The sequence below is a fragment of the Rosenbergiella collisarenosi genome, assembly GCF_018494085.1.
In the GTDB taxonomy this organism is placed as follows: Bacteria; Pseudomonadota; Gammaproteobacteria; order Enterobacterales; family Enterobacteriaceae; genus Rosenbergiella; species Rosenbergiella collisarenosi.
On sequence record NZ_JABBFP010000006.1, the window covers coordinates 145,610 to 159,092 of the forward strand.

A 13,483-nucleotide genomic window follows, 5' to 3' on the forward strand; every position below is an offset into this window, starting at 1 on the left:
TATCCTAAACTGTTTAAATATTAGCCGCTTTCACGAATGATTTTTCTTTTTTGAGGGATGCCAATCGGCTTTGCTTAACTGCTCTTTAGGGTTGTAGGCTAACGATGCCGAGGCAATATCACGCATCACCGTGGTTCCCGCAGCAATAGTCACGCCATCACCGACCGTAACCGGTGCAATAAGTTGAGTATCTGATCCCACAAACACATGGTCACCAATCACCGTTTGGTACTTATATTTTCCATCATAATTACAGGTGATGGTCCCTGCGCCGATATTCACATCACTGCCAATCGTCGCATCGCCGAGATAGCTTAAATGGCCAGCTTTCGTGCCTTTACCTAACTGCGACTTTTTAACTTCAACAAAATTTCCGACATGAACCTGTTCGGCGAGTTCAGATCCTGGACGCAAACGAGCAAAAGGCCCGATGGTACAGTCGGCCGCGAGTTCAGCGCCATCAATCACACTGTAAGGGCTAATCTCACAGTTGTCACCGATCACACTATTACGGATGATACAGCCCGCCCCAATTTTGACGTTGTTACCCAGCTTTACCTCACCTTCGATAATCACATTACAATCGATATCGACATCTCGACCATGGATCAAGTTACCGCGCAGGTCGAACCGTGAAGCGTCGCGTAACATAACGCCGGCTAATAATAACTGCTCTGCGCGATCATGTTGATAGATACGCTCCAATTGTGAGAGCTGTAGACGATTATTCACACCTTCCGTTTCACTCTGCTTAGTCGGGTGTACCGCACAAATTTCTCGTCCTTCGCGGTGGGCAAGCTCAATAATATCGGTAATATAATATTCACCTTGGGAATTATTATTATTCAGCTGGCTTAACCATCGTTTAAGATCGGCACCGTTGGCAAGTAATATGCCGGTATTCACTTCTTTGATCATAAGCTGTTGCGATGAGGCATCTTTCTGTTCAACAATCCCGGTGATCGTCTTATTTTCGCGTAGGATACGGCCATAGCCAGTAGGATTATCAGTAATAACCGTGAGTAGGGCGATGCCGCCTTGTGGTTTAGCGGCCCGTAACCGGCGTAAGGTATCTTCGGCAATAAGTGGAACATCTCCATACAGCATAAGGATATCTTCATCATCCCCAAAAGCCGGAGCGGCCTGCTGCATTGCATGCCCTGTCCCAAGCTGTTCAGCCTGTAGTACCCAGTGTAATGTCGGATCGGTCAAACGCGCTTTAAGTAACTCACCACCATGGCCATAAACGAGATGAATGTTTTTCGCCTCAAGAACGTTGGCTGTATCAATGACGTGTTGCACCATCGGCTTTCCTGCCAAGCTATGTAACACTTTTGGTAGGTCGGAGTACATCCGGGTCCCCTTGCCAGCAGCAAGGATCACTACACTCATCGCTTCATTAAACATACAGATCCTAATTCTTTTGTTTACTTGAAAGGTTATTCGCTTTGCAGGACAGAATACACCATATGACGCTGACTAAAATTAGATATTGTTAAGAAAAACGACAAAAAAAATGCCAGCCGGTAAGGGCTGGCATGATTCAGAGCACTAGGCCTGATTACATCGCTTTTCTGGTCAGTTCAATGACCCGCAGCTTGGCAATCGCTTTCGCCAGTTCCGCAGAAGCCAGAGCATAATCAACATCAGTGTTGTTTTTGCTCATCGACTCTTCAGCTTGACGCTTCGCTTCGAGCGCCTGCGCTTCATCTAAATCTTCGCCACGAATAGCGGTATCCGCCATTACGTTAACGTCATTAGGCTGAACTTCCAAGATACCGCCAGAGAGGTAAATAATCTCTTCGCTGTTATCTTGTTTAACGATACGAACCAAACCAGGCTTAATGGCGGTCAGCAACGGAGTGTGGCCATGGAAAATTCCTAGCTCACCTTCGCTACCTGACACCTGGATATGTTGCACGGCACCAGAGAACATCTCTTTCTCTGCGCTGACAACAGTCAGGTGATAACTTTTAGCCATAACTATTCTCCTGGAAACTGTTATTACAGTTTCTTCGCACGCTCAACAGCTTCTTCAATGGCACCAACCATATAGAAAGCTTGTTCTGGCAGGTGATCGAATTCACCTTCCATGATGCCTTTAAAGCCACGGATAGTATCTTTCAGAGAAACATACTTACCTGGTGCGCCAGTAAAGACTTCCGCAACGAAGAACGGCTGAGACAGGAAGCGCTGAATCTTACGAGCACGAGAAACTAGCAGTTTGTCGTCTTCAGACAGCTCGTCCATCCCAAGGATAGCGATGATATCTTTCAGCTCTTGGTAACGTTGCAGTAATGACTGAACGCCACGTGCCGTGTCATAGTGCTCTTGACCCACGATTAATGGATCCAGCTGACGACTGGTAGAATCCAGTGGGTCAACGGCTGGGTAGATACCCAGAGAAGCAATTTGACGGCTCAATGTCACTGTTGAATCTAAGTGAGCAAAGGTGGTCGCAGGTGATGGGTCAGTCAAGTCATCCGCTGGAACGTAGACCGCTTGAACAGAGGTGATTGAACCCGCTTTAGTAGAAGTGATACGTTCTTGAAGAACACCCATCTCTTCTGCCAAGGTTGGCTGGTAACCTACTGCTGAAGGCATACGACCTAACAGTGCTGAAACTTCGGTACCGGCTAGGGTGTAACGGTAGATGTTGTCAACAAACAACAGTACGTCACGACCTTCGTCACGGAACTTCTCCGCCATAGTCAGTCCGGTCAGCGCAACGCGCAGACGGTTTCCTGGTGGCTCGTTCATCTGACCGTATACTAACGCTACTTTATCGATAACGTTAGAATCTGTCATTTCGTGATAGAAGTCGTTACCTTCACGGGTACGCTCACCCACACCGGCAAACACTGAGTAACCTGAGTGCTCGATCGCGATGTTACGGATCAGTTCCATCATGTTTACGGTTTTACCTACACCCGCACCACCGAACAGACCAACTTTACCACCCTTCGCAAACGGACAGATCAAGTCGATAACCTTGATACCCGTTTCCAGAAGCTCAGTGGAGTTCGCCAGCTCTTCGTAGCTTGGTGCAGCGCGGTGGATAGCATTCACTTCCACGGTGCTACCGTCTTCGTTCTTGATATCACCTTTCATATCGATAGGTTCGCCAAGAACGTTCATGATACGTCCGAGAGTTGCTTTACCGACTGGAACCTGGATAGGTTTAGCCAAGTCAGTCACCTGAAGACCACGCTTCAGGCCATCAGAAGTACCCATTGCAATGGTACGAACGACACCACCACCCAGCTGCTGTTGAACTTCCAGCACTAAGCGAGCGTCACCATTTTGAACCTCAAGAGCATTATATACCTGCGGTACTGCATCTTGAGGGAACTCGACGTCAACGACCGCGCCGATAATCTGGACAATCTTTCCAGTTGCCATCTTGAATCCTCTACCTAATTCGTTACCTGGTTAAACCGCGGAGGCCCCCGAGACGATCTCGGTAAGTTCCTGGGTGATGCTGGCCTGACGAGCTTTGTTGTAAACCAACTGGAGCTCTTTGATCAGCTCTCCGCCGTTATCGGTTGCAGCTTTCATCGCCACCATACGTGCGGCCTGCTCGCTGGCCAGGTTTTCCACAACACCCTGATAAACCTGAGATTCGACATAACGGCGCAGCAAAGTGTCCAGCAACGCTTTCGGATCGGGTTCGTACAGGTAGTCCCAAGTTTTCGTCTTCAACTCTGCTTCGCCTTCTGCTGGCGGTAACGGCAGCATCTGGGTAACGGTTGGGGTCTGGGACATCGTGTTGTTAAATTTGTTGCTAACGACATAAAGCTTATCGATACGACCTTCGTCGAAGGCCTGCAACATAACCTGTACTGGACCAATGATATCGGCCAATGCAGGCTTATCGCCTAAACCACTCGCTTGAGCGACGATATTACCGCCGATAGCTTTAAAAAATGAGAGCCCTTTGGACCCGATAATGGCCAGATCACTCTGAACGCCTTTATCAGACCACGCTTTCATTTCAGTCATTAACTTTTTGAACAAGTTAATGTTCAAGCCACCACAAAGCCCGCGGTCGGTAGAAACGACCAAATAGCCGACGCGCTTGACGTCACGCTCATCCAGGTAAGGGTGCTTGTATTCCAGATTTCCTAACGCTAAGTGACCAATCACTTTGCGAATAGTCTCTGCATACGGACGGCTGGCTGCCATGCGTTCCTGCGATTTACGCATTTTGGAGGCGGCTACCATTTCCATCGCTTTGGTGATTTTCTGCGTATTTTTTACGCTTCCAATCTTACTACGTATCTCTTTTGCGCCGGCCATGAGCTTCTCCTCAAAGTCAGGCGGCCTGCTTTATCAGCAAGCCGCAAGACATTACCAGGACTGGGTTTTCTTGAACGTTTCGAGGAGAGCTTTAAACTTCTCTTCGATTTCGCCGTTGTAATTACCAGATTGGTTGATTTCCTGCATCAGTTCCGCATGCTCACGAGCGGCATAGGCTAACAGAGCAGATTCAAAACTGCCGATCTTAGACAGTTCTACATCACCCAAGAAGCCACGCTCAGCAGCAAACAGAACCAGACCCTGTTGAGAAACAGACATTGGCTCGTATTGCTTTTGCTTCAGCAATTCAGTCACTTTCTGACCGTGATCTAATTGCTTGCGAGTCGCTTCATCAAGATCTGATGCGAATTGGGAGAATGCTGCCAATTCACGGTACTGTGCTAGCGCGGTACGAATACCACCAGACAGTTTCTTGATGATTTTGGTCTGCGCTGCACCACCCACACGAGATACGGAGATCCCTGGGTTAACGGCAGGACGGATACCGGAGTTAAATAGGTTCGATTCTAAGAAGATCTGACCATCGGTAATTGAGATTACGTTAGTCGGAACGAACGCAGAAACGTCACCCGCTTGAGTTTCGATGATTGGCAGCGCGGTTAATGAACCGGTCTTACCTTTCACTGCACCTTTAGTGAAGTTTTCAACATACTCAGCGCTTACGCGTGAAGCACGCTCTAGCAGACGAGAGTGGAGATAGAAAACATCGCCAGGGAATGCTTCACGTCCTGGTGGACGACGTAGCAGTAGTGAAATTTGACGGTAAGCAACAGCTTGCTTAGACAGATCATCATAAACGATCAGTGCATCTTCACCACGGTCACGGAAGTATTCACCCATCGCACATCCTGCATAAGGCGCAAGATATTGCAGCGCTGCTGATTCTGAAGCAGAAGCGACCACAACGATAGTGTTAGATAAGGCACCGTGCTCTTCTAATTTACGAACAACGTTCGAGATAGTAGAAGCTTTTTGACCGATAGCGACATAAACACATTTAATGCCTGAGTCACGTTGGTTGATGATTGCATCGATCGCCATTGCCGTTTTACCGGTTTGACGGTCACCGATGATCAGCTCACGCTGGCCACGGCCGATTGGAATCATCGCATCAACCGCTTTGTAACCTGTTTGTACAGGCTCATCAACAGATTGACGGTCAATAACACCAGGTGCAATCATTTCAACTGGAGAGAAACCGTCGTTTTCAACAGATCCTTTACCATCGATAGGTGCGCCTAGGGTATTAACAACACGGCCTAACAGACCACGCCCAACAGGAACTTCTAAAATACGGCCAGTACACTTCACTTTCATGCCTTCGGCAAGATCGGCGTAAGGACCCATTACTACAGCACCAACAGAGTCGCGCTCTAAGTTCAGTGCGATAGCGTAACGGTTGCCGGGTAGGGCAATCATCTCACCCTGCATGACATCAGTAATGCCATGAACACGGATGATCCCGTCACTTACAGAAACAATAGTACCTTCATTGTGAGCTTCGCTCACTACATCGAACTGAGCAATACGCTGCTTGATCAGTTCGCTGATTTCGGTGGAATTCAGTTGCATATGCTCCAGTCCCCTTAAGACTGCAAGACGTCTGCTAGACGATCTAGACGGCCACGAATACTTCCGTCGATGACCGTATCACCCGCACGGATGATGACGCCTGCTAATACAGACTTATCGATTTTGCAATTCAGCTTAACTTTGCGTGATAAACGTTTTTCCATTGCGGCACTGATTTTAGCCAGTTGCACTTCATTCAATGCGCTTGCAGAGATAACGTCGACTTCCGCCGTTGCTTCATACGCATCACGTAATTGAATAAAGCTTTCCAGAACTGCAGGAAGCGCGGTCAAACGACCATTTGTAGCCATTACCTTAACCAGGTTCTGACCATGGGCATCAAGTTGATCACCACAGATAGTATTCACAGTAGCGGCCGCTTTTTCAGAGGCGATTGCGCCCGAAAGTAAGTCAGCGAGCTGCGGAGTGCGAATAACTTCTGCGGCAAATGCTAGCATGCTCTGCCAGCGATCAATAGCTTGGTGCTCAACAGCAAAGTCAAAAGCTGCTTTGGCGTAGGGGCGAGCTACAGTAATTAGTTCAGACATCAGCCCCTCCCTCCTTACAGTTCAGCGACCAGTTTATCAACGATGTCGCTGTTAGCAGCTTCATCCACGGAACGCTCGATGATTTTCTCAGCTCCCGCGATAGCCAGTAACGCAACTTGCTTACGTAGCTCTTCACGGGCACGTTTACGCTCAGCATCAATTTCTGCCTGCGCTTGTGCGACGATCATAGTACGTTCAGCATCTGCTTCAGCTTTCGCGTCTTCCAGAATCTGTGTACGACGTTTGTTCGCCTGCTCAATAATAACCTGAGCATCTTCTTTCGCTTTTTTCAGCTGGTCGGTCGCATTAGCTTGCGCGATATCCAGATCTTTCTTGGCTTGCTCTGCAGAAGATAAACTATCAGCAACTTCTTTCTGACGTTTTTCGATAGCGGCCATAATTGGCGGCCATACGTACTTCATGCAGAATAAGACGAACAGGATAAATGCGATGGCCTGGCCGAGGATTGTTGCATTAATATTCACAGCACAATGCCTCTCAATAAGTTAACTTGCTCTGCCGCTTGTCATGATAACAAGCGGCAGACTCTGTTCTTCATTTGTCAGCTTGCTTAACGCTCGCCAACAACGTTACTAGGCGACGGCAAACATCACATAGAGACCCAGACCTACAGCGATCATAGGAATTGCATCTACCAGACCCATAACAACAAAGAATTGAGTACGCAGCAGAGGAATCAGGTCAGGCTGACGAGCAGCGCCTTCCAAGAATTTTCCTCCAAGGATGCCGATACCGATCGCAGCACCAATAGCAGCCAGACCCATCATCACAGCGGCAGCCATGTACAGCAGATCCATATTCACGTTTTCCATGACAGTCTCCAGTTTGTTTCAATCAAATCAATTATGTTGGTATAAAAATCAATGCTCTTCAGATGCCATCGACAGATAGACAATCGTGAGGACCATGAAAATGAAAGCCTGTAACGAAATAATCAGGATGTGGAAAATGGCCCATGGCACATTCAGAACCCACTGTGACCACCACGGTAACAGACCTGCAATCAGGATAAAGATCAACTCACCCGCATACATGTTACCAAACAGACGTAGACCCAGTGAAACAGGTTTCGACAGTAAGCTAACACCTTCAAGAATCAGGTTGATAGGGATGAAGATCGGGTGATTGAAAGGTTGCAAAGTAAGTTCTTTAGTGAACCCGCCTACCCCTTTCATTTTGATGCTGTAGAACAGAATCAAAATAAATACGCCCAGTGCCATAGACAATGTCACGTTTACGTCAGCTGATGGGACGACACGCAATGCTGGCAGACCTAGTACATGCTCACCAATATATGGCAGCAGGTCGATAGGTAGCAGATCCATGAAGTTCATCAAGAAGACCCAGACGAAAACTGTCAGTGCCAATGGAGCGATCAGTTTGCTTTTGCCATGGTACATATCACGTACGTTGGCATCGACAAAACCTACAACAAGCTCAATTGCCGCCTGAAGCTTACCTGGCACACCGCTGGTTACGTTTTTAGCAACTTTGCGGAATAGCACCAGAAAGATCAGTCCCAGGACAACGGAAAAGAACATAGAGTCCAGATTCAGTATCCAGAATGTTGCCGGAGCGTCGTGCGCATTCACCAACTGGAAAGTACGGAGGTCGATCTGTAAATGCGTCAGATGGTGACCAATGTATTCCTGTGGGGTTGAGATTTCTCCTGCGGACATGATGCTTCTTACCCTTTTTTGTTAATTACAACCGGTGCGATAACGTGAGCTACACACACCGACAACCAGCTTATTGCAAGGGGCCAAAACGCAGCCCCATACACACCTAACGCCACAATAAGCATGATGATGGTTACGATAACCTTCATCGCTTCACCGAATGCAAAGCTCCAGGCAACACGCCCTTTTGCTGGTGATTGCCCTTGCAGGCGCCAGGCCAGAAACGTAAATAGGATATTTGGCAACGAGGCCGCTATCCCTCCTGCTAGAGCAGAAACTCCATAGTGAGTGCTTTTCAAGGTAAAAAGAAGACTAAGAACAATGACTGTTCCAAGCTGTACGACCAGAACACCCTTAGCCAATCGCATACTGTAAAAGGCTAGTGACATAACGTGGTTGTTCTCCTTTAACCCGGAAGGGTATTTCGTGTGCTTAAAAAGCTGCTGTGGCCACTTAAAGAGTGAACAACAAAAGCCGTGCAAATTATACGGGGAGCACCTACGATTTCAATCTGTAACTTGCGAAAAGATGAACAATTATTTAAATTTCTTTCAGAAAAGCGTTATTCAACCAATTATGGGGAAAAAAGACACATAATTTGATGAATAAACAGCGATATCTCATCCAGAATTTAACAAATAGAAACATTATTGAAACATAATTATTCATTGTAAGACTAACCCGCATAAAAAACATGGGTTAATAGTGGTGCTAAAAGATAGGATTTGAAGAGATGTTACTCAATATTTTAAGTTGAAAAGCAGAAATGTTGTCGTAGCACACCTCTGCTTTTCATCCTAATCGTTAACTGTCTTGCGCCGCTTTTTGTGCCGCAATGCTGTTCCGATTTTTAACGATACTGACAACGCCAAAACCAATCCCGAGCGCGGCAGTGATCGGTGCTATACCTACCGCAGCGCCGATCCCCGCCCCGAGTTGTAAGCCTGACCATTTGAAAGAGGTGCTAAGATTACCCGCCTTACAGCCCGCATCAACGATTGATCCAATCGCTAGCCCCATTACCGCACCGATTGGCGCTGTAATAAATCCAAAAATTCCGCCAGCAACTTGCTGGGTTTCCACTACGTTCAACTCTTTCATTTCGCTTCCTTTCATGCCTAGTCACTAGGCGATAATTTCCAATGTAATTTACACATGTCAACGTGTTCGAGCAGAGTAACCCACTATTTAATCTTTTGTAAACATATACTTAGATGAGATTTTTGCTATCAAAAAGTAAAAAGGACCCTTTAGGTCCTTTTTAATTAGATTTTCTTCAGTATTACGAGGTGTCGTTCCTCATCAAGCTGAGGAACCTCTAATCGGTGTGCGATGTCGACTTCAATATTCGCCGGCAACGCTTCGCATTCCTGAGTAGGGTATTGCCCCTTCAATGCATAAAAGCGTCCATGTCCCTCTGCGGGAAGGTGCTGACACCAATGCAACATATCGTTAATTGATGCAAAAGCTCGACTTATCACGCCATCGAAAGGCGGTGTGGCTGGGTATTCTTCGACCCGCGACTGCACCGGTAAAATATTGTCCAATTTTAGTTCGTGTTGCACCTGTTTCAAAAATCTCACTCTCTTACCTAAACTATCGAGTAGTGTAAATTCAGCATCTGGTAAGACAATTGATAGAGGAATTCCCGGTAATCCCGGGCCGGTGCCCACATCGATAAAGCGTTTACCTTGTAGATAGGGCGCTACAACGATGCTATCCATAATATGGCGTACGATCATCTGTTGTGGATCACGTACCGAAGTGAGGTTATAAGCCTTGTTCCACTTGTCCAACAGCTCAACGTAAGCAATTAGCTGCTGCTGTTGTCTCTCAGTAAGTGAAAGTGACGTTTGAGTAAGGAGCCTAGAAAGTTGTCTAATCACTGAATTTATTCCGACGAAGAAAATAAAGGGAGCTTTCGCTCCCTCTTAAAGATTTATGCGCTCTTACGCAGTAACCCTTGCTTTTTCAACCAGATCAGTAAGATCGAGATGGCAGCGGGGGTGATACCTGAAATACGAGATGCTTGACCAATCGAAGACGGTTTATGGTCGTTAAGTTTAGCAACTACCTCATTCGATAGCCCGTTAACATTTTTATAGTCGAGATCGAGGGGAAGCAATGTGTTCTCGTTACGCAAGTGACGGGTAATCTCTTCTTGTTGCCGTGCGATATACCCTTCGTATTTAACTTGGATTTCGACTTGCTCAGCAGCCAGTGGATCAGTGACCGATGGGGTAAACAGCGATAACCCCGTTAACGCTTGGTAAGTCATCTCTGGGCGACGCAGAAGATCTTCGCCATTCGCTTCCTTGGTTAGCGGTGCGCTTAGCACGGTATTCACTTCTTCTACCTGATCGGATTTAGGGTGGATCCAAATCTCACGTAAACGCTGGCGTTCCTGTTCGATCGTTTCGAGTTTTTGATTGAAGGCAATCCAACGGGCGTCGTCGACGAGGCCTAGCTCCCTGCCCTGTGCAGTTAACCGCAAGTCAGCATTATCTTCACGTAACATCAGGCGGTACTCGGCACGCGAGGTAAACATGCGGTACGGTTCTTTGGTACCCAGCGTACAGAGGTCGTCGACGAGCACGCCGATATACGCTTCATCGCGCCGAGGGGTCCACGCTTCTTTATCTGAAGCATAACGACCCGCATTTAATCCTGCGAGTAACCCTTGCGCCGCAGCCTCTTCATAACCGGTTGTGCCGTTGATTTGCCCAGCGAAGAATAAGCCTTGAATATGTTTACTTTCAAGAGAAGGCTTAAGATCTCGCGGGTCAAAAAAGTCATACTCGATGGCATAACCTGGACGAATGATTCGTGCATTCTCTAGCCCTTTCATCGAATGCACGATTTGCATCTGGACATCGAAAGGCAAGCTCGTCGAGATACCATTAGGATAGATTTCGTTACTCGTGAGTCCTTCAGGTTCAAGGAAGATCTGATGCGCATTACGATCCGCAAAGCGCATAACCTTATCTTCGATCGATGGGCAGTAGCGTGGCCCGATCCCTTCGATGATCCCTGCGTACATTGGGCTACGATCCAAATTATTACGGATCACCTCATGGGTTTGCTCATTGGTATACGTAATATGGCAAGCCATTTGTTCTGGGTGCTGGGATACATTGCCCATAAACGAGAATACAGGACTTGGATTATCGCCATGCTGTGGTGCTAATTGGCTAAAATCGATAGTTCTTGCATCGATACGTGGCGGGGTGCCTGTTTTTAGTCGATCCACACGTAACGGTAACTCACGTAAGCGACGCGCAAGTGGGATCGAGGGCGGATCACCTGCTCGTCCACCACTGAAGTTATCCAGTCCGATATGGATTTTACCGTCTAAAAAGGTGCCAACCGTCAGAACGACGGATCGCGCTTTAAATTTTAAACCCATTTGTGTCACGACGCCGACCACGTGATCGTTTTCTACGATCAGATCATCGACCGCTTGCTGAAAGATCATCAAATTTGGCTGATTTTCTAATGCCGTCCTAACCGCTTGACGATAAAGCACTCTATCGGCTTGCGCCCGAGTCGCTCGTACTGCTGGGCCTTTACTGCTGTTTAGTATCCTAAACTGAATTCCTGCATGATCGATCGCTGTTGCCATCAATCCACCCAAGGCGTCCACTTCCTTAACCAGATGGCCTTTGCCAATACCACCGATCGCTGGATTACAAGACATTTGTCCTAGCGTATCGATATTGTGAGTCAGCAATAGCGTTTGTTGGCCCATACGAGCCGCAGCCATTGCTGCTTCTGTGCCAGCATGACCCCCACCAATGACAATAACGTCAAAAGGATCTGGATAAAACATGGAGTGTACCTCGGTTGATGAAATCATTCGGACTGAATGTCCAGGAGATGAATTCTACTCAAATTATCGAATTGGGGAAAGTGGCACGATCCTTAAGGTTTAAAAGAAAGATCTTTATTCTGTATATGATCTTTCTGTTAGATCTCTTATTAGGATCGTCAGTTTCTGTGGATAACTAGAAATTCTTCAACATTATCATTCTGTTTACTCGGATCATATCATGTGAATGATCGGTGATCGTTGTCCGTATAAGCTGGGATCAAGATCGTTACTTATGCACAGGTCAAAGAATGAGCTAAAGTTATAAAGTGGATAACCACGGGTTTCAAGCACGATATAAGCATGGTTATCCACAGATAAAGGTTAATAAAAAGAATAAAAACAGAGTAATAAACTGGGGATCCAGTAAAAAAAACGATCTAACACGGGCTTAAATCTTGTTGATCCACTCTGCTAGCCATACCTCGGCAGGATCTTCAGGGATTTCATGCTCGAGAACATCGATTTCCAAACGATCGCCGATACGTGTTGCCCCTAGTTGTGTTAATTGCTCATCTAGCGTCTTAATTGCCCCACAAAAGAGATCGTATTCTTTGTTACCTAACCCAATTGCGCCATAGCGTACCGCGCTAAGATCTGGTTTTTGTTCGGTTAGCGCCTCGCTAAAATCGAGGAGGTTATCAGGCAGCTCACCTGCACCATGGGTGGAAGTCACGATGATCCAAATCCCTTCAACGGGCACTTCATCAAGCTCTGCACCATGTAGGAGTTCACTGGTATGACCGGCTTCGCCTAATTTATCCGCGAGATGTTCTGCAACATATTCGGCACTGCCCAATGTGCTACCCGTAATAAAAGTGATTTCAGCCATAGTCCCTCCTCAATAAAGGCGGCCATTGTACTCGGTGATCAAGCAGTGATCCACCTGTGGATAATAGGGGGATTATTATTTTTTACTAATGCGTAGAGATTGAGCACTGTGGATCAAAGCACAGATAACCTTATCCACAGCAAACTTGAAATTAAGCTTTGATCGGACGATCGATGGGGTTTTGTAAAGAGATCAACGTTTCCGTCGATTGTATTTCGTCAATGGTCTGTATTTTATTCACGAGTACATGCTGTAGGGCGTCTATCGAGCGACACATGACTTTAATAAAGACGCTATAGTGGCCGGTGGTGTACCAAGCGCCCACCACCTCATCTAGGGCTTCGAGCTTTTGTAAAGCAGCAGGGTAATCACGAGCACTCTTTAGAATAATGCCAATAAAGCAACAGACATCAAAACCCAGCTTACGGGGATCGACCGCGATATGAGTGCCTGTTATGACGCCACTCTGACGCATTTTTTCGACGCGTACATGGATGGTGCCCGCGCTTACACCAAACATCTTCGCGAGTTCCGCGTAGGGCGTTTTTGCCTGGTTAAGCAGTACATTTAGGATGTCTCGATCCAGATCATCGAGCTGTGAAGTCTCTGACATATTATTGTCCTTCAAAAAAGCGCCCAGATG

At 47.0% G+C, this 13,483-nt stretch carries 15 protein-coding genes; all 15 read right to left on the reverse strand.

What is annotated here, in order from left to right:
* Positions 1-30: 30 nt before the first annotated feature.
* The 15 genes from glmU to asnC all read right to left on the reverse strand — a co-directional run bounded on the left by glmU (position 31) and on the right by asnC (position 13,453).
* Entirely contained in the window at positions 31-1,407 is a 1,377-nt protein-coding gene (gene glmU / locus HGT70_RS11100; protein WP_214195868.1) for a bifunctional UDP-N-acetylglucosamine diphosphorylase/glucosamine-1-phosphate N-acetyltransferase GlmU, read from the reverse strand.
* Between the two features lie 154 nt (positions 1,408-1,561).
* Positions 1,562-1,981 (reverse strand): F0F1 ATP synthase subunit epsilon, encoded by a 420-nt coding sequence (locus tag HGT70_RS11105; RefSeq protein WP_071432977.1) that lies wholly within the window; start codon positions 1,979-1,981, stop codon positions 1,562-1,564.
* Between the two features lie 23 nt (positions 1,982-2,004).
* Complete coding sequence (atpD, locus tag HGT70_RS11110) at positions 2,005-3,402, reverse strand: F0F1 ATP synthase subunit beta (RefSeq protein WP_071432979.1); 1,398 nt, start codon at positions 3,400-3,402, stop codon at positions 2,005-2,007.
* Positions 3,403-3,432: 30 nt separating this feature from the next.
* Positions 3,433-4,299, reverse strand: coding sequence for a F0F1 ATP synthase subunit gamma (gene atpG, locus HGT70_RS11115; RefSeq protein WP_071432981.1), 867 nt, complete (start codon positions 4,297-4,299; stop codon positions 3,433-3,435).
* A 51-nt stretch (positions 4,300-4,350) separates the two neighbouring features.
* Entirely contained in the window at positions 4,351-5,892 is a 1,542-nt protein-coding gene (gene atpA / locus HGT70_RS11120; RefSeq protein ID WP_071432983.1) for a F0F1 ATP synthase subunit alpha, read from the reverse strand.
* Positions 5,893-5,906: 14 nt separating this feature from the next.
* The gene (atpH, locus tag HGT70_RS11125) at positions 5,907-6,440 is read right to left on the reverse strand and encodes a F0F1 ATP synthase subunit delta (protein ID WP_071432985.1); all 534 of its coding nucleotides are present in this window, start codon (positions 6,438-6,440) and stop codon (positions 5,907-5,909) included.
* Positions 6,441-6,454: 14 nt separating this feature from the next.
* Entirely contained in the window at positions 6,455-6,925 is a 471-nt protein-coding gene (gene atpF / locus HGT70_RS11130) for a F0F1 ATP synthase subunit B (protein WP_071432987.1), read from the reverse strand.
* Positions 6,926-7,033: 108 nt separating this feature from the next.
* Positions 7,034-7,273 carry a F0F1 ATP synthase subunit C gene (gene atpE, locus HGT70_RS11135; protein WP_028684986.1) on the reverse strand — a complete coding sequence of 80 codons (240 nt, stop codon included), beginning with the start codon at positions 7,271-7,273 and terminating at the stop codon, positions 7,034-7,036.
* Between the two features lie 48 nt (positions 7,274-7,321).
* On the reverse strand, positions 7,322-8,140 hold the full coding sequence (atpB, locus tag HGT70_RS11140; RefSeq protein ID WP_071432989.1) for a F0F1 ATP synthase subunit A: 819 nt from the start codon (positions 8,138-8,140) through the stop codon (positions 7,322-7,324).
* Positions 8,141-8,148: 8 nt separating this feature from the next.
* A complete protein-coding gene (gene atpI / locus HGT70_RS11145) occupies positions 8,149-8,529 on the reverse strand; it encodes a F0F1 ATP synthase subunit I (RefSeq protein WP_214195869.1) in 381 nt (126 codons plus the stop codon).
* Between the two features lie 415 nt (positions 8,530-8,944).
* Positions 8,945-9,241: a hypothetical protein gene (locus HGT70_RS11150; RefSeq protein ID WP_071432993.1), complete on the reverse strand. Its 297-nt coding sequence runs from the start codon at positions 9,239-9,241 to the stop codon at positions 8,945-8,947.
* 164 nt (positions 9,242-9,405) lie between these two features.
* Positions 9,406-10,026, reverse strand: a complete 621-nt coding sequence (gene rsmG / locus HGT70_RS11155) for a 16S rRNA (guanine(527)-N(7))-methyltransferase RsmG (protein WP_071432995.1) — start codon at positions 10,024-10,026, stop codon at positions 9,406-9,408.
* A gap of 53 nt (positions 10,027-10,079) precedes the next feature.
* A complete protein-coding gene (mnmG, locus tag HGT70_RS11160; RefSeq protein WP_214195870.1) occupies positions 10,080-11,969 on the reverse strand; it encodes a tRNA uridine-5-carboxymethylaminomethyl(34) synthesis enzyme MnmG in 1,890 nt (629 codons plus the stop codon).
* A 430-nt stretch (positions 11,970-12,399) separates the two neighbouring features.
* Positions 12,400-12,840, reverse strand: coding sequence for an FMN-binding protein MioC (gene mioC / locus HGT70_RS11165; RefSeq protein ID WP_071432999.1), 441 nt, complete (start codon positions 12,838-12,840; stop codon positions 12,400-12,402).
* 151 nt (positions 12,841-12,991) lie between these two features.
* Positions 12,992-13,453: a transcriptional regulator AsnC gene (gene asnC / locus HGT70_RS11170; protein WP_071433001.1), complete on the reverse strand. Its 462-nt coding sequence runs from the start codon at positions 13,451-13,453 to the stop codon at positions 12,992-12,994.
* Positions 13,454-13,483 lie beyond the last annotated feature (30 nt).

Bases quoted from the DNA above. Each gene is read 5' to 3' on its own strand.
- glmU (WP_214195868.1), bottom strand. From the start codon at position 1,407: ATGTTTAATGAAGCGATGAGTGTAGTGATCCTTGCTGCTGGCAAGGGG.
- HGT70_RS11105 (WP_071432977.1), bottom strand. From the start codon at position 1,981: ATGGCTAAAAGTTATCACCTGACTGTTGTCAGCGCAGAGAAAGAGATG.
- atpD (WP_071432979.1), bottom strand. From the start codon at position 3,402: ATGGCAACTGGAAAGATTGTCCAGATTATCGGCGCGGTCGTTGACGTC.
- atpG (WP_071432981.1), bottom strand. From the start codon at position 4,299: ATGGCCGGCGCAAAAGAGATACGTAGTAAGATTGGAAGCGTAAAAAAT.
- atpA (WP_071432983.1), bottom strand. From the start codon at position 5,892: ATGCAACTGAATTCCACCGAAATCAGCGAACTGATCAAGCAGCGTATT.
- atpH (WP_071432985.1), bottom strand. From the start codon at position 6,440: ATGTCTGAACTAATTACTGTAGCTCGCCCCTACGCCAAAGCAGCTTTT.
- atpE (WP_028684986.1), bottom strand. From the start codon at position 7,273: ATGGAAAACGTGAATATGGATCTGCTGTACATGGCTGCCGCTGTGATG.
- atpB (WP_071432989.1), bottom strand. From the start codon at position 8,140: ATGTCCGCAGGAGAAATCTCAACCCCACAGGAATACATTGGTCACCAT.
- atpI (WP_214195869.1), bottom strand. From the start codon at position 8,529: ATGTCACTAGCCTTTTACAGTATGCGATTGGCTAAGGGTGTTCTGGTC.
- HGT70_RS11150 (WP_071432993.1), bottom strand. From the start codon at position 9,241: ATGAAAGAGTTGAACGTAGTGGAAACCCAGCAAGTTGCTGGCGGAATT.
- mnmG (WP_214195870.1), bottom strand. From the start codon at position 11,969: ATGTTTTATCCAGATCCTTTTGACGTTATTGTCATTGGTGGGGGTCAT.
- mioC (WP_071432999.1), bottom strand. From the start codon at position 12,840: ATGGCTGAAATCACTTTTATTACGGGTAGCACATTGGGCAGTGCCGAA.
- asnC (WP_071433001.1), bottom strand. From the start codon at position 13,453: ATGTCAGAGACTTCACAGCTCGATGATCTGGATCGAGACATCCTAAAT.